The sequence below is a fragment of the Kitasatospora sp. NPDC088346 genome (assembly GCF_044740765.1).
Lineage (GTDB): Bacteria > Actinomycetota > Actinomycetes > Streptomycetales > Streptomycetaceae > Kitasatospora.
In genome coordinates this window covers 1-16571 of record NZ_JBIURH010000030.1, presented here as the reverse complement: position 1 = coordinate 16571, position 16571 = coordinate 1, and the positions used below count along the sequence as shown (strand labels likewise).

At 73.4% G+C, this 16571-nt stretch carries 16 protein-coding genes and 1 pseudogene; 8 read left to right on the top strand and 9 right to left on the bottom strand.

Features of this window, described 5'->3' with window-relative positions:
• Positions 1-20: 20 nt before the first annotated feature.
• Positions 21-1367 (bottom strand): CoA transferase, encoded by a 1347-nt coding sequence (locus ACIOFR_RS29265; RefSeq protein WP_401002217.1) that lies wholly within the window; start codon positions 1365-1367, stop codon positions 21-23.
• Positions 1368-1585: 218 nt separating this feature from the next.
• Here ACIOFR_RS29265 and pstS point away from each other — a divergent pair, with 218 nt between their 5' ends.
• Together pstS and ACIOFR_RS29255 are read left to right on the top strand one after the other, a co-directional pair.
• Positions 1586-2710 carry a phosphate ABC transporter substrate-binding protein PstS gene (gene pstS / locus ACIOFR_RS29260; RefSeq protein WP_401002216.1) on the top strand — a complete coding sequence of 375 codons (1125 nt, stop codon included), beginning with the start codon at positions 1586-1588 and terminating at the stop codon, positions 2708-2710.
• 478 nt (positions 2711-3188) lie between these two features.
• Positions 3189-3803 carry a three-helix bundle dimerization domain-containing protein gene (locus ACIOFR_RS29255; protein ID WP_401002215.1) on the top strand — a complete coding sequence of 205 codons (615 nt, stop codon included), beginning with the start codon at positions 3189-3191 and terminating at the stop codon, positions 3801-3803.
• A gap of 392 nt (positions 3804-4195) precedes the next feature.
• Here the strand turns inward: ACIOFR_RS29255 and ACIOFR_RS29250 are convergent, their stop codons facing one another.
• On the bottom strand, positions 4196-4360 hold the full coding sequence (locus ACIOFR_RS29250) for a hypothetical protein (RefSeq protein WP_401002214.1): 165 nt from the start codon (positions 4358-4360) through the stop codon (positions 4196-4198).
• A gap of 321 nt (positions 4361-4681) precedes the next feature.
• On the opposite strand from ACIOFR_RS29250, the gene ACIOFR_RS29245 reads away from it, so the two are divergent.
• Positions 4682-5962, top strand: coding sequence for a hypothetical protein (locus ACIOFR_RS29245; RefSeq protein WP_401002213.1), 1281 nt, complete (start codon positions 4682-4684; stop codon positions 5960-5962).
• Positions 5963-6834: 872 nt separating this feature from the next.
• Here the strand turns inward: ACIOFR_RS29245 and ACIOFR_RS29240 are convergent.
• Together ACIOFR_RS29240 and ACIOFR_RS29235 are read right to left on the bottom strand one after the other, a co-directional pair.
• Positions 6835-7569, bottom strand: a complete 735-nt coding sequence (locus ACIOFR_RS29240) for a DUF2637 domain-containing protein (RefSeq protein ID WP_401002212.1) — start codon at positions 7567-7569, stop codon at positions 6835-6837.
• Positions 7566-7763 carry a hypothetical protein gene (locus tag ACIOFR_RS29235; protein ID WP_401002211.1) on the bottom strand — a complete coding sequence of 66 codons (198 nt, stop codon included), beginning with the start codon at positions 7761-7763 and terminating at the stop codon, positions 7566-7568. The genes ACIOFR_RS29240 and ACIOFR_RS29235 overlap by 4 nt, the downstream gene beginning before the upstream one ends.
• A gap of 252 nt (positions 7764-8015) precedes the next feature.
• Between ACIOFR_RS29235 and ACIOFR_RS29230 the strand changes: the two are divergent.
• The 3 genes and pseudogenes from ACIOFR_RS29230 to ACIOFR_RS29220 all read left to right on the top strand — a co-directional run.
• Positions 8016-8327: pseudogene (locus ACIOFR_RS29230) on the top strand (hypothetical protein); the annotation flags it as partial.
• 3 nt (positions 8328-8330) lie between these two features.
• A complete protein-coding gene (locus ACIOFR_RS29225) occupies positions 8331-9416 on the top strand; it encodes a Mu transposase domain-containing protein (RefSeq protein WP_401002282.1) in 1086 nt (361 codons plus the stop codon).
• A gap of 554 nt (positions 9417-9970) precedes the next feature.
• Positions 9971-10474: a cupin domain-containing protein gene (locus tag ACIOFR_RS29220; protein WP_401002210.1), complete on the top strand. Its 504-nt coding sequence runs from the start codon at positions 9971-9973 to the stop codon at positions 10472-10474.
• 17 nt (positions 10475-10491) lie between these two features.
• Here ACIOFR_RS29220 and ACIOFR_RS29215 read toward each other — a convergent pair whose 3' ends face one another.
• From ACIOFR_RS29215 to ACIOFR_RS29205, 3 genes are all read right to left on the bottom strand, one after another.
• Positions 10492-11010, bottom strand: coding sequence for a GNAT family N-acetyltransferase (locus ACIOFR_RS29215; RefSeq protein ID WP_401002209.1), 519 nt, complete (start codon positions 11008-11010; stop codon positions 10492-10494).
• Positions 11011-11104: 94 nt separating this feature from the next.
• On the bottom strand, positions 11105-11986 hold the full coding sequence (locus ACIOFR_RS29210; protein WP_401002208.1) for an aminoglycoside phosphotransferase family protein: 882 nt from the start codon (positions 11984-11986) through the stop codon (positions 11105-11107).
• A gap of 148 nt (positions 11987-12134) precedes the next feature.
• Positions 12135-12539 carry a DUF4234 domain-containing protein gene (locus tag ACIOFR_RS29205; protein ID WP_401002207.1) on the bottom strand — a complete coding sequence of 135 codons (405 nt, stop codon included), beginning with the start codon at positions 12537-12539 and terminating at the stop codon, positions 12135-12137.
• Between the two features lie 250 nt (positions 12540-12789).
• Here ACIOFR_RS29205 and ACIOFR_RS29200 point away from each other — a divergent pair, with 250 nt between their 5' ends.
• Positions 12790-13200 carry a hypothetical protein gene (locus tag ACIOFR_RS29200; RefSeq protein ID WP_401002206.1) on the top strand — a complete coding sequence of 137 codons (411 nt, stop codon included), beginning with the start codon at positions 12790-12792 and terminating at the stop codon, positions 13198-13200.
• Positions 13201-13573: 373 nt separating this feature from the next.
• On the opposite strand, the gene ACIOFR_RS29195 is transcribed toward ACIOFR_RS29200, so the two are convergent.
• Complete coding sequence (locus ACIOFR_RS29195; protein WP_401002205.1) at positions 13574-14950, bottom strand: hypothetical protein; 1377 nt, start codon at positions 14948-14950, stop codon at positions 13574-13576.
• Positions 14947-15633, bottom strand: a complete 687-nt coding sequence (locus ACIOFR_RS29190) for a hypothetical protein (RefSeq protein ID WP_401002204.1) — start codon at positions 15631-15633, stop codon at positions 14947-14949. Before ACIOFR_RS29190 ends, ACIOFR_RS29195 begins: the two co-directional genes overlap by 4 nt.
• A 560-nt stretch (positions 15634-16193) precedes the next feature.
• On the opposite strand from ACIOFR_RS29190, the gene ACIOFR_RS29185 reads away from it, so the two are divergent.
• Positions 16194-16481, top strand: a complete 288-nt coding sequence (locus tag ACIOFR_RS29185; RefSeq protein ID WP_401002203.1) for a hypothetical protein — start codon at positions 16194-16196, stop codon at positions 16479-16481.
• Positions 16482-16571 lie beyond the last annotated feature (90 nt).

The window sequence follows — 16571 nt, the reverse complement described above, 5'->3', positions numbered from 1 at the left end:
GGGCCGGCGCGCGCCGGTGGTCAGCTCCAGGACGGGCGGTCCGTGCCCCAGCGGCTCGGGCCGCGCGTCCAGGTGACCGGCGCGCCGGCGTAGCCGATCGGCGGGAGCGCGTGCCGCAGCAGACCGTACGGGCTCGGGGTCTCCGCGAGCCGAGGCCGGCCCCGGCCGCCACCGCCGGGCTCGTCGGCACCCGGCCGCGGCAGCCCGAGCAGCCAGTCGGCGGTGCCGGCCAGCGAGAAGCGCAGCCGTGAGCCGAGGCCGTGCAACTGGCGGTGGGTCAGGGCGCGCAGCACACCGGCGGCGAGCAGGTAGCCGGTGCCGTGGTCGAGCGCCTGCGCGGGGAGGACACCGGGCGTGCCGTCGGGGCCGGACTCCAGGGCCGCGATGCCCCGGCCCGCCTGCACCAGGCTGTCGAAGCCGCGTCGGTCCGCCCACGGGCCGGTCCACCCCCAGGCGCAGAGCTGGGCGGTGATGAGCCCGGGGTGGCGTTCGGCCAGGGCGTCCTGCGACAGCCCGAACCGGTCGAGCGCGTACGGGCGGTAGCCGGTGACCACGACGTCGGCCTCGGCGAGCAGGCCGTCCAGCACGGCCCGGCCGGCCGGATCGGCCAGGTCGAGCCGGGCGGAGCGCTTGCCGAAACCGGTGTCCGCCTGCGCGTCCTCGCTCTCCGGCAGCTGCGGGGCGTCCAGGCGCAGCACGTCCGCGCCGAGCAGACCGAGGGTGCGGGTGGCGACCGGGCCGGCGATGACCCGGGTCAGGTCGAGCACGCGCACACCGGCCGCGGGCAGCGGCGCGGCGGGCAGGGTACGGCCGGCCGCACCGCCGGCCAGGGTCTCGACCAGCGGCAGGGGCGGGCGGGCCGGGTCCACCTGGGCGACGGCGACGGCCAGCGCACCGGCGGCGTACGCGGTCTCCTGCACGTCGACGGCCTCGCGGGTGGCGAGCTCGGCCGCCAGCCCGGCCGCGTCGGCCCCGGCCGGCAGGCCCAGAGCGGCGAGCAGCCGGGTGCGGTGGTGGGGGTAGTTGGCGTGGGTGCGCACCCAGCCGTCCGCGGTGCGGAAGAAACCGGAGTGCGGCGCGAAGCTCACCGGGGTGCGGCCGTCGATCCGCAGGTGCCGCTCGCTGACGAACGCCGTGGCGACCGCGTCCTCGTCCACCTCGACGGCGGGCAGCGGCACGGCGTTGCGGGTGGCGAGGAGCTGCGCGGCCGCGAGTGAGCAGACCGCGACGGTGGCGCGGGCCAGGTCGCGGACGGCCAGCCGGGAGGGGAGCGTCCCGGGGGCGGGCCGGTGGCGCACGACGGCCGCGAGCTCCGGCGTGTCGCTGATCGCTGCCCAGGCCTGGGCGGTGGGATGATCGTTCGTCATGCCGCCATTGTGCGCCCGGCGGTGGCGCGTTCGGCCCGGTGGTGCGCTCCGGCCGCCCGGCCACTGCGCCGGTGGCCGGCAGCCGCACGCGGGTACGGCCGTCGGGGGCCGGAGTTTGGGCCGTCCGGGGTGGGCTCCGGCATGTCGTCCGTCCGGCGCCTCGGGGCGCGGCCCCAGGATGGGCGTCGTCCGCGTGCCCGCCCGTCCCGGAGATCACCATGCGCCCACGGGGTAGTGTCCTGCTCGCTTCGCTGTCCAGGACGGCCACCGTCCTCGCCCTCGCGTCCGCCGCCGCCTGCGGCTCCGATCCGTCCGGGGGGCCGGCCCTGTCGGTGCCCGCCGACACCGCGACCAGCGCGATCGCGTGCGCCGGGTCCGGGCAGGTGCTCGGCGCCGGTTCGACGGCGCAGGGCAACGCGATCGACATCTGGAAGACGGCCTTCAGCTCCGCGTGCCCGAGCGTCACGATCACGTACGGCGCCAGCGGGTCCGGCGCGGGCATCCAGCAGTTCACCGCCGGCAAGGTGGCCTTCGCCGGCTCGGACGCGGCGCTCAAGCCCGCCGAGATCGACGCCACCAGGACGACCTGCACCGGCGGCCAGGGCATCGACCTGCCGATGGTCGGCGGCCTGGTCTCGATCGTGTACAACATCGACGGCGTCGACTCGCTGGTCCTGGACGGCCCGACCATCGCGAAGATCTTCGACTCGCAGATCACCACCTGGAACGACCCCGCCATCACCGCCCTCAACCCGGGCGTGTCGCTGCCCGACGCCGAGATCCAGGCGATCCACCGGGCGGACGACTCCGGCACCACCGACAACCTCACCCAGTACCTGGCCGCGACCTCCGGCGGAGCCTGGACGTACCCGCCGGCCAAGTCCTGGGCGGGCCGGGGCGGCCAGTCCGCGAGCGGCAGCGCGGGCGTGGCCGCGCAGGTCAAGCAGGTGACGAACTCCATCGGCTACGTCGAGCTGTCCTTCGCGCAGACCAACAACCTGGACAGCGCCGCGATCGCCACCGGCGCGTCCAAGCCGGTCGAGGCGACCGCGGCCAACGCCGCCACCACCATCTCCACCGCCCAGTTCGCCGGCACCGGCAACGACCTGGCGCTGACCCTGGACTACGGGACCCAGCAGGAGGGCGCCTACCCGCTGGTCCTGGTCACGTACGAGATCGTCTGCGACAAGGGCAACCAGCCGGGGACCCTCGACGCCCTCAAGGCCTTCCTGACCTACACCGCGGGCAACGACGCCCAGCAGGCCATCGGAGCCAAGGGCTACGTCCCGCTCCCGACGGCCATCACCAGCAAGGTCACCACGGTGGTGGCCGGGCTCTCCTGACCCCGTCGGAGACCGGCCCGCGCTGCTCGGTCACGGCGTCGGCGCCGTGACCGGGCTGCACCCCGCCGTCCGGCACCCGGGCAGGTCGCCGGGCCGGCCGCCCCTCGGCCGGCCGCCCGGAGGCCGCTGCCCGCCGCGCAGCGCTCCCGGCCCGAGGCCGAGTCGGCGCCCCCTCCGTCCGGTCGGCTTCGGTGGGATCGTCCCGGACGCTCGGGAGCCGGCCGCCCTGCCCGCCGTCCGCGCCCGCACCGTCGCGGCCGCTGCGCCGGACCTCTTCGTCCTCCCTGAGCGCAGCCAGTGTCATGTACGGGCCAAAGAGTGGCTCTTCCCGGTCAACGTTCGGGCGAATTCCCGGGTCGGGGCCGAACCGGCGAGCGGTCCGGTCCGCCAAGTCGGAGAATGCTGGTTGCGGGGGCCGTGCGCCGGGTGGACCCGGCCTGCCGGCCCGAGGCGGGCTGAAGCGAAGGGTCGTGGGCCGGTGCACACAGTGGCGGTGGACAACTGGGCGGCGGACTGGGCCCGGCGGGCCGGGCAGGTCCCGAACGGGCAGGTCGCGGTCGGACTGCTGGTCGACCTCGTCGCCGACCCGCGGCAGCACCTGGCCCGCACGGCGACCTTCCCGGTGACGGCCGCCGCCGCGGCCCTGCGAGTCGAACCGGGCCTGCTCCGTACGGCCCTGCGAAACCTGGCCGACGCGGGCCTGCTCACCCTGGCCTGCCACGACGCGGGCGGACCCGGGGGCGAGGTCGCCGTGGTGACCCTGACCTCGCCGCCGCCGCCCCCCGCCGCGAGCCGGCCGGCCCGGGCCGCGGCCTCCAGCGGCCCGCCCCCGGCCGACGGGCGGGCCACCGGGACCGGGACCGGAACCTGGGCCACGCCCGAGGACGCGGAGGCGATGGGGATCGTGGCCGCCCGACTCAAGCGCGCCCACCCGGCGGCCGACCCGGCCACCGTGGACGCCCTTGTCGCGAGCGCCTACGAGGAACTCCGCGACGCCAAGGTCCGGACGTTCATCCCGATCCTCGCGGAGCGCCGCGCCAAGGCCCTGCTCACCCTGCCCCCGCCGGACGCCCTGGCGGCCCCGGGCGACTGACCGGGCCCGGGCCGTGTCATGATCGGCGCCGTGACACGGACGAGACGGCTCGGGGCCGGGACGGTGGTGCTGGCGCTGGCGCTGGCCGCGGCGCGGGCGGGTGGCAGCTGCACCGGCAGGCCGAGGACCGGGCCGTCTGCCGAGCCCTCCGGGGCCTCGACGGCCGCACCTACCAACCCGACGTCATCGAGCGCATCCGCCGAGCCGGACGCGAGGACGGCGGCGCCCTGGGCGACGTCACCCGCGATGCCGACGGAACCTCGTGGCCGGGTCACCTCGCCCTGGACTCCGCCGGCTACGACCTCGCCCTGTCCACCTGCGACGGCCTCGGCCTGCCCGCCGCCGCGGTCGGATAGGCCGTCCGGCCCGGTCCGGAGTCGCGGCGACCGACCCTACTCGGACTCCTGCCCGACGTAGTCCGCGTACTCGGCGGCGGTCAGCAGGTCGTCCAGTTCCTTGGGGTCCGCGAGCTTGCCGATCTGCACCTGGCCATTGGCCGACGGGCGGACCCACTCGTGGTCCTTGCTGTACTTGAGGTCCTTCGGGATGTTCGCCATGCCGGCCTCCGCAGACATCGTGGGTGGGACGCCGGGACGGGATGGGACGGGCGCCTGCGCAGAGCCTGCTACAGCCCGCGCGCGCCGGACGGGATGGTCACTCGGACGAGTGAGTCGGCGTCCGCGTCGGCCCGCGCGCGCCGGACGGTCCGTCCGCCCGGGCGACGGGCGATGGGCAATCCGCGGCACCTCCGTGAGGCTTCGACTGCGGAGAGTGGTGGGTGCTCTAGCGTGTGGTCACTCGCTGTTGTGACTGTCGGGCCCCGCCGCGTCGGCTCTGCTCACCCGGGGGCGGCCCGTGACGGCCGAAAGGGAATGACCATGCACGTCGTCTCCGTCCGAACCCGCCTTGGCCGGGCCGCCCTGGCCGCATGCGGCGCGTCGGTCCTGCTCGCCCCCTCCGCGGGGGCCGCGGGGGCCGGGACCGGCCCCTCGGGCGGCGCCCGGGGCGAGGTCGTCACCGTGACGACCGCCCGGGTCGGTGCGCCGGGCAACGCGGCGGTCGGGGTGGTGCCGTTCACGGACGCGGTCTACGGTTCCTGCGCCGACGCCCCGCCGGGGTCGGCGGAGTGCCTGATGGTCGGCGGCGTCGACCAGCCGTACGAGATCGGGAAGTTCGAGGTCACCGTCGCCCAGTGGGTGGCCTTCCTGAACACGGTGGACCGCACCGGGCGCGATCCGCACCACCTGTACGACCGGACCGAGAGCTCGTCGGCGTGGCCGAAGTACGGCCCGGTCGACTTCTCGGCCGCGGCCGCCGACGGGCACCACTACGCGGTGGCGTTCCCGCAGTGGGCGGACAAGCCGTACGGATTCGCCGACTTCCTGAAGGCGGCGCGGTTCGTGAACTCGCTCTACAACGGCCGGCTGATCGCCCGGGAGTCGAGCACCAGCGGCACCTTCGAGTACGTCACCTACCGGGTGGAGCTGTCCCCGCAGACCGAGCGGGGCATGTACGACCTGGCCAGGCCCGACGCCACCCGGGCCAGGGGTGCCGGTTTCGTCGTGCCGAGCCAGGACGAGTGGATCAAGGCGGCCTACTACGACCCGAGCGGCGGCGGGACGCACTCGTACTGGAAGTACCCGACCAACCCGGGGGTCTTCGGGGACGGTGACGCGAGCGCGCCGGCGCCCACCGTGCTGGACCCGGCCACCGGCGACGTCACCAACGGGACCACCCAGCCGCTGGCCTCCTTCCACGCGACCGGTCTGCCCGCGCCGAGCTGGTGTCCCGGACAGGTCCGGCCCGCCGTCTGTGCGACCGCCAACCCCTTCGGGCTGGACCCCGTCGCGTACGCCGCGGCCTACCAGGGCAGCCTCAGCACGGTCGGCCAGGCGCGGACCACCTCGCCGTGGGGCACGCTCGACCAGGGCGGCAACGCGGTGGAGTGGACCGACACCATCACCGCGCCGCCGGCGGGCGGTGACCCGGCGCGCGTCTGGCGGCGGGAGCACGGCGGGGTGTCCAACGCGGGGGCGTACCAGATGTGGCCGTCCGCGGTCGGGCTGCAGCCGCAGGACAACCCCTTCTTCAGCCACACCTACCCGTGGCTGGGCTTCCGCGTCGGCGTGGTCGGGGACTCCGGGCCCTGCAAGCCCTGACGGCGGGCGCGGGTGCGGCGGCCTCCGGGGTCGGGGGCCGCCGCACCGGTGCCCAACGTGTTTTTCCGATCGGGCCGGAGGGGGGCGATCGGGCGGCGTCCCCGGGGCGGGCGTCGCGGGGACGGCTGTGACCTGCGCCGTCGGCCCGGGGCCCGGGGCTCCGGCCGGGGTGGCGAGGGGGCGGGCGGGCCGTCCTACCGACCGTTCGATCGGTCGGGTGGTGGCGCTCCGTAGATTTGGCATGTACGCTGCGTTGCGCTGGCAGGCAAAAACGCAGCCGCCTCAGTGCCCCGTGGGGGGAGCGCCGAGACGGCCTTGTTTCCCAGCTCGGGCCCGGCCGCCGTTCCGTGGGGGAGTGTCGGCCGGGTCTCCCCTTGGTGTACCCACCATGAGACGTGTTCATGCCAGGATCTTGGCGCCGGTCGGCCGGGAGCCCTCCGGGCTCCCCGGATCGGGCGCCGGCGCCGGGCCCGCGCTGGGGCCCGCCCGATCCGCGAGGGCCTCCCCCCGAATTCCGCGGCGGACCGGGCGGGGAACGCCGGGAATGCGGCGCGGTCGTACGGGACGCCCGCCGGTGGCGAATTTCTGGACGGAAATTCGGGAATTCCGGGGCCGAGCAGAGCGCGATGACCGGTCGAGAAATCGGAACTCACCGCCGGCAGTGGGCGCCGGAAGGCGCGGTCGGGTGACTGCGCCCTCCCTCGTCCGTCGGAATCCAGGCCCGCCCGCCGGCCGGCCGATGACGCACCCACGGATGGGTGGATCCGGTTTTCGGCCATCGTGCCGCCCCGGGCGCCCGTGAGGGGAGGATCCGCTTTCGGGATGGCTTCCCGCGCAGGCGCGCCGCCCCGCGCCACCCGTCGCGCCGGGCCTCAGCCGCGGACCCGGCGCGCGTGCGTGCGGGGAGCCGGCCGGGTGGTGGCGGTGAGCTGGCGGACGAACTGGTGCAGGCAGACGGCTCCGGCCAGCGGCGGCAGGCCGGCGACCACCATGGCCGGCGCCGTGTGCGCGGCCCCCGCGGTGCACAGCCCGGTCGCCAGGCAGGAGAACACCGCGACCACCGCCCAGGAGTGCGCCGCCCGGCGGCCGTTGAGGGCCGCCCGCAGGACGGACAGGCAGCCCGCCAGCCATGGGCCGTGGACGACGATCGGCCAGGCCTTGGCCATGTCCTGCGGGGTCCGTGAGTCGACCAGGTGGCGCAGCGGGGCGTAGGAGAGCATCCAGGCGGTCACGCACACGGTGACGAACGCGACGGCGGTGAGCGCCCCGAACAGGGAGCCGAGCACCTGGAGCCAGGGCCGCCGGATGCGTCCCGGCCGCCTCCGTGAGCGGTGGACGGGAGCGGCCGGCGGGGCGGCGGGCGGGGGGAGGTGTTCGATGAGAGGGACGCGCGGGTTCGGGACGGTGGCGGTCGTGGCCTCCCGCAGTCCCAGCAGGTCGGCGACCGTGGTCGCGTCGAGCCAGGCGGGCTCGGTCGGATCCGACCACTCCTGGCGGCCCGTCGCGTAGGGCGGCTCCGGCGGATGGCTCCCGTACGAGAAGGGGTGCCACTGCGGATCGTGCCCGCCGAGTGCGTCGGCGTCGGCCCACGGAGCCTCGCCGCTCACGCCTCGGCCTGCGCGGCCAGGCCGCCCCAGCGCGGGGCGAACTCCTCCTCCAGCTGGCGGATCCTGCCCAGCAGCAGGGCCAGCGTCTCGGAGCAGTAGGTCAGGACGACCCGCTCGCCGTTGCGCGAGAGGTAGCCGGGTCGGACGTCGCCGATGGCGTTGCTCCGGTCCGGCACGAAGAACCAGGTGCCCACGGCACAGGACCGGCCGCCACGCGCGGCCGGGCGTTCGGAAGGGCGATGAGGTGATGTCATGCCCCACCAACGGCGCACTCGGAGCCGGGTGCGTGTGGCGTTCGGGTGTCCTTCCATATGCCCGTGCCGGCTCGCTCGGTGGAAGTCCCCGGGCCCGGAGGTGCGTCGCCGGGGAGTGCCTGCCGCCCGTCGGGTCGGGGCGTCGGGAGCGGGGAGGTTCCGTGAGCGGATCCGCTCGCCGAAATTCCCGGGGTGGCGCGCGCCATCCCCCCTCGATCTATTTTCTCATATCTATTCCGGTTGACTGAAGGAACGTTTCTCCAGTGCCGATCGGTCCATGATGTGCTATGTTTCCCGGCACTTCGACGGCCTGCACGGAGCAGGCCTTACAGCGTGAGAAACAAACGGCCGGTGAGGAGGCTCGTGCTCAGCCGAAGCGAATACCTTCAAATTCAGGAGTTGTGCAGCCGTGGGTGGTCGATCACCCAGATCTCCCGCCACCTCGGGCGTGACCGCAAGACGGTCCGGGCCTATCTCGCGGGAGACCGGACCGCCGGACTCCGGAACGTGCCGCGGGACGAATTCCTGGACTACCTGCCGTACTGCCGCAGGCGGCTCGCCGGCGACCCCCACCTGCCGGCGGCCGAACTCTTCCGGGAACTCGCCGGCCTGGGATACCCGGGGGCGTACTCGACCCTGACCCGCGCCCTGCGCAGGTACCGGCTGAGGCCGCCGACCGGCACCTGCCGGGACGGTACGGGGGCGTGCACCTCCGAGGCCCCGGAGGGTCCGGGCGCCCCCGCCCGGCCGGGCCGGGAGGTGCGCTTCGCCTGGCTGCGGCTCGCCGATCCGCCTGCCCGGTGGGACTGCGGGAACCAGGCGCACGTCCTGACCGGCTCGCTCGTCGGGACCAGGACCTGGCGCGGCGTCCTCGCGGACGGCGAGGACCTCCCCCTGGTGATCGAGGCGCTGGACACCCTGCTCAGACACCTGGGCTTCGCCCCCGAGCGGTGGCGTTTCGACCCCACCCCGGCCCTGCGCGACCCGGCGACCGGCCGGCCCGCACCGATCCTCGCCGAGGCGGCCGCCCACTACCGGGCCGCCATCACCTGGGCGTCGTGCCCGTGCCGCTGCGACCCCGACGGGGTCATCGGCGACACCGTCCACCGCTGGTGGCCCACCGTCCAGGCGGGGGCCTCCGTCCAGAGCGCGCAGGACGGCCTCGACCGGCTCGCCGACGGCGACAGCGACCGTCCGCCCCACCACCCCGGCGCCGCGGCGGACGAGCCGGCGCTGCCGGCCCTGCCCCGCGGCCCCTACCCGGCCACCGTGTGCGCCCCGCGCCGGGTCGACCCCCGCGGCCAGGTGCTGTTCCGCGGCAACGCCTACCAGCTGCCGGCCCACCTGGCCGGCGCGCTGGTCGAGGTCCAGTGGCGCCTGGGCGACGCCCAACTGCACATCACCGCGCCGCGCGGCGCGGTGATCGCGACCCATCCGGTGGCACCGCGCGACGCCGGGCGCGGCTGCCTGCTCCCGCCGTCGCAGCCCCCGTCGGCGCACCGGCCCCAGCCGCCCCGGCAGCGCGGAACCGCGGCCCCGCAGCAGCGCGCCACACCCGACGTCGTCCGCCCCCGGCTCTCGCCGGACCACTGACAGCGACGTTCGGGCCCGCCCGGACCGGGTGGGCGGGCCCGCGCGGACCCCGGGCGGGCGGGTGAGCTCGCGGGGTCGCGGGGTCAGTCCCCGGTGACCGTCGCCATCGGTTCCGGCGCAGGCGGGAAGCGCCGACCCCAGGGCGCCGCCCGTCCCGAGGACCACGGTGAGACCCACGGCCGCCCCGCTGCGGCGTACCCTCCGCGCGAGGACCCCGGCCCTTCGCCGCCGGCCCGTGGGGCCGCTGAGTCCGACATCGGTCATGACAGATCACCTCTCCGGATGGACGGGGCGAGCCGCGGTCGCCGGCGCACGGAGCGCTCGACACAGCGGCGTTCGCCGATGAGCCGACGCTAGGGGAGGCCGCCTGTCGCGTCTGCCGTAGAACGGCCCAGGTCGACCGAAAGGTTGACGCACCGCCGGGCCAGGTGGCGCCGGCGCCGACCGAAGGGTTGCGGTGGCGGTGGAACCACGCTGCCGCCGCGCCGCCCCGACGTGCGCGCCGGCGGCCGCGCCCGGGAGAATCGGGCGGACCACCGGGACAGGGAGGCGCGATGCCGACGGCGCAGCAGTGGATCGAGCTGTTGGGGCTGGAACCGCACGTGGAGGGCGGGTACTTCCGGCGGACGTTCCAGGCCGACCACCGGGCGCGGGTGCGCACCCCGCGGGGCGAGCGCTACACCCTCACGTCCATCCACTACCTGCTGACCCACTGGTCGCCGATCGGGCACTGGCACCTCAACCAGTCCGACATCCTGCACTTCCACCACCACGGCGACCCGGTCACGTACCACCTCATCCGGCCGGACGGGACCGCGGAGACCGCCGTCCTCGGCCAGGACCCGGCGCGGGGCCAGGTGCTCACGCTCGCCGTGCCCGGCGGTGTCTGGAAGGCCTCGCACCTCACGGCCGGTGACCACGGGCTGATCAGCGAGGCGGTCGCGCCCGGTTTCGACTTCGCCGACATGACCCTCGGCCGGGCCGATGACCTGCTGGCGCGGTTCCCGGGTCACGAGGAGCTGATCCGCCGGTACTGCCGCCCGGACGCACCGGACTGAGGCCGGGTCACCGGACTTCAGGGGGCGGCCCGGTCCTCCTCGACCTCGATCCGGTAGGTGCGCAGGCCGCGCCGGTGGTAGTTGGCGAGCGCGTGGGGATGGTCGTCGGAGGAGGTGTGCAGCCAGACCCGCCGTACGGCGTCGGCCGCCAGCGGCTCGGTCGCCCAGGCCCGGCGCAGCGCGAGCGTCAGCGCGTACCCGCCGAGCCCCTGGCCGACCCGCTCCGGCAGCAGACCGAAGGTGGTGATCTCCACCTCGCCACCCGGCTGCGGCTCCAGGAAGGCCGCGCCGGCCACGTCGGTGCCGTGGGTGAGGAGCCAGTACTGGCGCAGGGGGCGGGCCGCGATGGCCTCGGTCCACTCCTCCCCGGTGCGCGCGGTGCTGCGCCAGCCGTGCGGGGCGCCGATCCGGGCGGGGGTGCTGCGGACCAGCGGCGAGGAGCTGTCGACGCGCCGCAGTCCGAGTGCGGGCACGGCCGGGGCGGGGCGGAGTTCGGCCCGGCCGGTCATCTCCAGGTACGTGACGGTCTTCGGCATCGTTCCGGGCCTTCCGTGGGAGGGGTTCCGCCGCGGCGGGCGGTTGGCGTGGCCCCGCGCCGGGGCGCTCCTGGTGAGGGGTCGGCGCACCGCGTCAGCCCGCGAGGGCGTGGTCGGTGAGGATCTGCTCGATCACGTGCCGGGCGACGGCGGCCATCGCGGGGCCGGTCTCCCGGTAGTACCAGAGCTCGTCGAGTGCGATCGACAGCGCCCAGCCGCGTCCGCGGGCCCAGTGCGCGTCGTCGTCCGCCGTGGCGGTCCGGAAGGCCGACCGGGCGCCGGCGGGCAGCACGTACCACGCGGCGATCAGGTCGACGGCGGGATCGCCGAGCCCGAGGCAGCCGAAGTCGATGACGGCGCTGAGCCGGCCGCCCGCGGTCAGCAGGTTTCCGGGCTGGAGGTCGCCGTGGATCCAGCCGGGCGGGCCGGCGTGGGCCGGGGCCCGGAGGGCGGCCTCCCAGGCGTCCGTCACGGCGTCGGTGTCGACGAGCCCGCGGACCTTCGCGATCGCGGCCCGCGTACCGGCGTCGCGGGTCGCGAGCCGCTCGGCGCGGTAGGACGGCGGTCCGCCGACGGGATCGGTCCGGCGCAGCGCGCCGACGAACGCCGCCAGGTCCGCGGCGAGCAGTTCGGGCCGCGCGGTGTGGCCGGGCGTCGGGTTCTCGCCGTCGAGCCAGCGGTAGACGGACCAGGGCCAGGGATAGCCGGCCCCGGGCGTGCCGCCGCCGAGCGGGACGGGGACGGCGACCGGGAGCCGCGGGGCGAGGCGGGGCAGCCAGTGGTGTTCCTTCGCCACGTCCTCGGCGGCCCCCGGGGTGCGCGGGAGGCGTACGACGAGGTCCTTGCCGAGCCGGAACATCGCGTTGGAGGTGCCGGCCTCGACCCGGTCGAGGGGGAGGGCCGCCCAGTGGGGGAACTGCGTGCGCAGCAGCCGGCGCACCACGGACCCGGGGACGAGCACCTCGTCGGCATGCATCCTGCGATCCCCCATGAGCACCCTTCCGCCGTACCGGCCGGCCGTCGTCGGTGTCGACGGCACGTCGATGCAAACGGCAGGAGGCCCCGCCCGTCAACGCATTTCCGTGACCGGCGCGGACGGCCGGCGCGGACCGGCCGACAGCGGGTCAGGCCGGGTCAGGCCGGGGAACGGTGGTGGTGGCGTACCCCTTGGTGCCGGCCCAGAAGGAGTTCAGCTCGCTCTGGTAGTAGAGCGAGTGCAGCCCGAAGACGAAGCTGAGCAGCAGGCCGATCCAGGGGTTGCAGGTGGCGGTCAGCCCGCGGTTGCGCTGCATCGTGGCGATGCGGTCGCCGGTGTTGAAGATGGACACGAACGGCGGAATGATGATGATCCATCCGAACAGGATCGCCACCACCGAGACGGCGGGATTGACCTCGATCCGGTCGTCGAAGTCCCCGACCTCGCGATTGATCTTGTACCACCACACGAAGTGGTAGATCCCCAACGTGAGGACGGGCCAGACGAGCCACACCAGGAAGATGTTGCGGTCCTTGCCGATCCGGCCTGCCATCGCGCCCTCCCGCTGCTCGGAACCTCCCGTTCCCCCCAGTATGTGAACGCCGGAACCGATCAGCAATCGATCGGGACCTGATGCGGCCCCGGACGGGCGTTCGGGCCGACGGCTGACGGGCCGGACGATCGGGTCGGACGATCGGGCCGGCGCGGAGGAAAACACCCCGCGTGCACCGGAGTTGGTGCAGGATGGGCCCGGCGGTTCGGGTACCGCTCCAGCGGCGGTGCGGTCGGGGACGGGTGGGGGGATGTCGGGAGCGGAGGCTGCCGGGCGCGACGCGGACGGCGGAGCGGCGGGGGAGGGGCCCGCCGTGCTGAACGTGGCCGCGGGCACCTTCCACGCACCCGTGGTCCAGGCCGGGCGGATCGACGTCCTCAACGTGGCGCCCCCGCCCGCCGATCCGGTCGAGCACTGGCTGGCCGGCATCACCGGACTGCTCGCCACGGAGGTCGCCTCCCGGCTCGGCCGGGAGGAGGAGCAGCGCCGGGTCCGGGACCCGCTGCCGCTGCGCTGGCGTACGGCGCCCGACCGGCTGCGCGACCACTGGGCCAACATCCGCGGGACACCCGACGCCGGTCCGCTGGACCTGGCGGAGCGCCCGGATGACACGCAGCGGTGGAAGGACCCGCCTTTCCGGGTCATCGACCTGACTGCCTGACCAATCAGTGGGCACCCGGGTCTGCCGCTGTCCACCAGCGACAACCCCTCTGAGCGCGCGCGACCACGGTGGTCAACAGGATCCGGGCCCGTGACCGCGACGAGTGGCGTGCTGTCCTCGTCCCGAGGACAGCACGCGTCCTCGGAAAGAGGACAAGGAAGGCTTCGGCCGAATCGCGCTGCTCGAGTCGCCGTGCGCAGATTCGCCACCCAGGTGGCCGGAGCCGCCGCTACCGTTGGTGATACGTGAACGAATTCGCAGCGCTCGCAACAAAGCGCCACTTGCCCTGCACGAGCGATCTCGATCGGGGGGCATGGGTGCGGCAGGACTGGGAACCGATCCCCTGAGGAAACGCGACCGCGTTCCCGACGGTTCAGCCTTTGAAGGTCGCACATCGGAGCATGTGATCTGCGACAGCAAACGCGGCATCCGCAGCACGCGGCCAGCCGGATGCCAGCAGTGCACTGGCCAGTGCTTGCCAGTTCTGCGGCCTTTCGGGATGAAGGGCAAGGGCCTGGCGGAGGTGGGTGCCCTGCAGCGGCAGGCCCTCGCTCATGTCGGGCTCACGGGCAGGCCACAACGACGTGGGTGCCGAGGAGGGATCCGAGCCGTGACAGGCCTCCCAGGCAACCGCGATTCGCCAGGTAGGCGGCTCGTTCCACTCCGGCGGCAGCGAGTCGGCCGAGGAGCTGTAGATACTCGGGGGAAGCAGGAGCCGTTCGCGCCGGAACCTCTGGCTGGCAGTGTCACCCTGCCTCGTGAGGGACTCTTCCACCCCATGCGCGAAGCGTAGAAATCCCCGCATACCTGAATCTGGTCCGCTGTCGAGCTCCATGTCCACCCATGCCACCGTGATGTCGCAGACGATCTCCTCGAATTGGGACAGAATCGCTCGCAGGGCCGTGGAAGGCGAGGAAACAACGAGGCTCGCCGTCAAGCCTACGAACTTGAGAAAACCCTCCAGGGCGGCCAGAGAAGACAGCCACTCGTCAAGGCTCGTCGCCGCGCGTGCATGCTCGACGAGACTCCAACCGCGCACGACAAGGGATTCAAGGGCCGCGCCCGCCTCCCGCGACAGACGAAACCCCTCAAGATCCCCCAGTGCGGGGTAGAAGACCAACCATTCCTCTCGGCTCTGCGGGAGCCTGCCCCCCGTGATCGACGCCACCAATTCCTGGGGGGAGTCGGTACGTGAGCCGGCGACGAGGAGATAGACGGCAGCTTTGGCAGCGGCTCCCGCCTCGACCACCTGCCCGGTCACCACCAGGTCGGCCACGTAGTCCAGGGCTGCACAAAGGCCGGAAGTGTCGCAGACCCATAGGGCCGACCGGAGCACACGAAGAAAGTGCCCGTCCTCCGAGAACTCCTCGTCCAGCAGCATCCACCAGTGACTGAAGAAGTCACTCAACCAGACGTACGGCGACACGCCGGAAGTCGTGGACACGTAACCGGCAAGGGGCTGGCCCGGCGGCCACGTGTACTGGATGTGACGGTACGGCAGATGCGCTGTGTCCGCGAACCGCAACCCGATCGCGTCCCCAAGGACTGCCGTGATCTGCCCCAGGCTCTTGTGGCGGCGGTCCATGAAGTAGCGCACCCGCTCTTTCTGCTCCGCCTCGGCATCCATGTCGCCCCACAGACGGCACATCCGGCCGAAGACACAGACCTCGTGGAGGAGGCCGTTCACCACTTCCAGCAGTGGCTCAACGTCCTCGGGCTCGCCCGCTGTCAACAGGCTGGCGGTGTTCATACGATCAACCCGACGGCGCTCACGATGTCTCCGCCGTGTTCTGTGACGAACCGAAAACTCGTGATCAGCCACTCCTTCATCGACGCCCGCCGTGTCTTGCGGTAATCGATGCGCTCCTTGCTAAGTGCTACACATAGGCGGTCGAGAGCCTTCCTCGAATCCGCGGGGTCTGCCACCTTGGCCGCCATGGCGAAGACCTGCCGGGCCAGGGTGCGCACGTCAGCCTCAGCCTCGGCGCCACCCAGTGGCACGTACACGGCGCCAGTCTTGCTCGCCCAGTCGGCGTAGAAGAACAGCAAGCCCGGGAGTGGTGGCACGGAAGCCTCGGCAAAGAGGTCGTGCACCATCCGGTAGGAAGGGTGCGTTCCACTGTCGACCTGCAGCCATGCAGCGAAGGCCTGATCACCGACCGGAGTTGGCGTCGGGGCAGGAGCTTCGAGGTTGAAGAGGGCGAGGACGTCGGGCCCGCTGTCGTCAGCAAGTGTCCCGGATCTGACGTAGTCACACACACCGGCGTCGGCCGCCGGGTGAAAGGCGAGGAAAGCGAAGACCTTCGCCAGCTCCTGCACTCGGGCGAGATTCTCCGGCTTGAGCAGCTCCTCGATGTCGCTGATGTTTCCAGTGAGGTTCTTGTGCTCGCTCAGAGCCTCTTCCAAGATGGTGGCCAGCGACAGCGTCAGCATGTGCATCCTCTCCGAGCACGATGGACAAATCACAGGACAGACGTGTCCTCGTGCATCATGGCGTGGCTTGGGAAGGGTCTCCGGACCAGCGCACGGACGGCTGCAAGGCCGAGTCTGGCTGAATGGATCGTCGCGGCCTTCTCATGGAGGCTGGCGATGCCACTCCGTCGTTTCTCTCGAATGGCTGCGGCCAAGCGGCGCCTGTGGGTAGCCGCCCGGATCAGCAGCCTGGTCATCTGTCGCGGTAAATGCCGGATTTACTGCGGCGGAGCCTCTACGGTGATCACCGGGACCTGCGACGGACTATTCCGACCGCCAGGGTGAGGTGTACGCATTTACTGCGGCAGGGCCGGAAGGGCCGCGCACCACCTCCACCTCGCCCGCACCGCCCTCGACCACGGCCCGCACGACGACGACCCCGCCGTCCTGTAATGGGTCACCGACGCCAAGATCGAGATGATCGCCGGATCCCGCGCCCTCGAACTCGGCGACCCCGGCGAAGCGCTGCGCCGCTTCGCCGTCGGCATGGCCACCTACCGGGGCGACTCGTCGAGGGTCTGGTGCAGGGGCCCGCGCTGGGCACCGAGTTCGGGATCATGGGAGCGCTGGTGGTCACGACCGGCAGCGTGCTGTCCCTCAGCGCGTGGGGCCAGTGGGTGGTCCTCGCCCGGATCTGGCTGCCGCTGACCGGACGCCTCCCGTGGGCGCTGAACGCCTTCCTGGACGACGCGTACGCGCGGGACGTGCTGCGGCGGGCGGGAGCCGTCCACCAGTTCCGCCACGCGCGGCTCCAGCACCACCTGACACGCACGTACGCGGCGCACCGCACCGCCCGTGGCCGTTCCTAGAAGGCTCGTGAAGATCTTGGGTTCTGGCCCCGCCGCGTGAGCGGCGGGGCCAGACTGCTTCTTGTGGCAATGGGGGAATGGGCCGGGGAG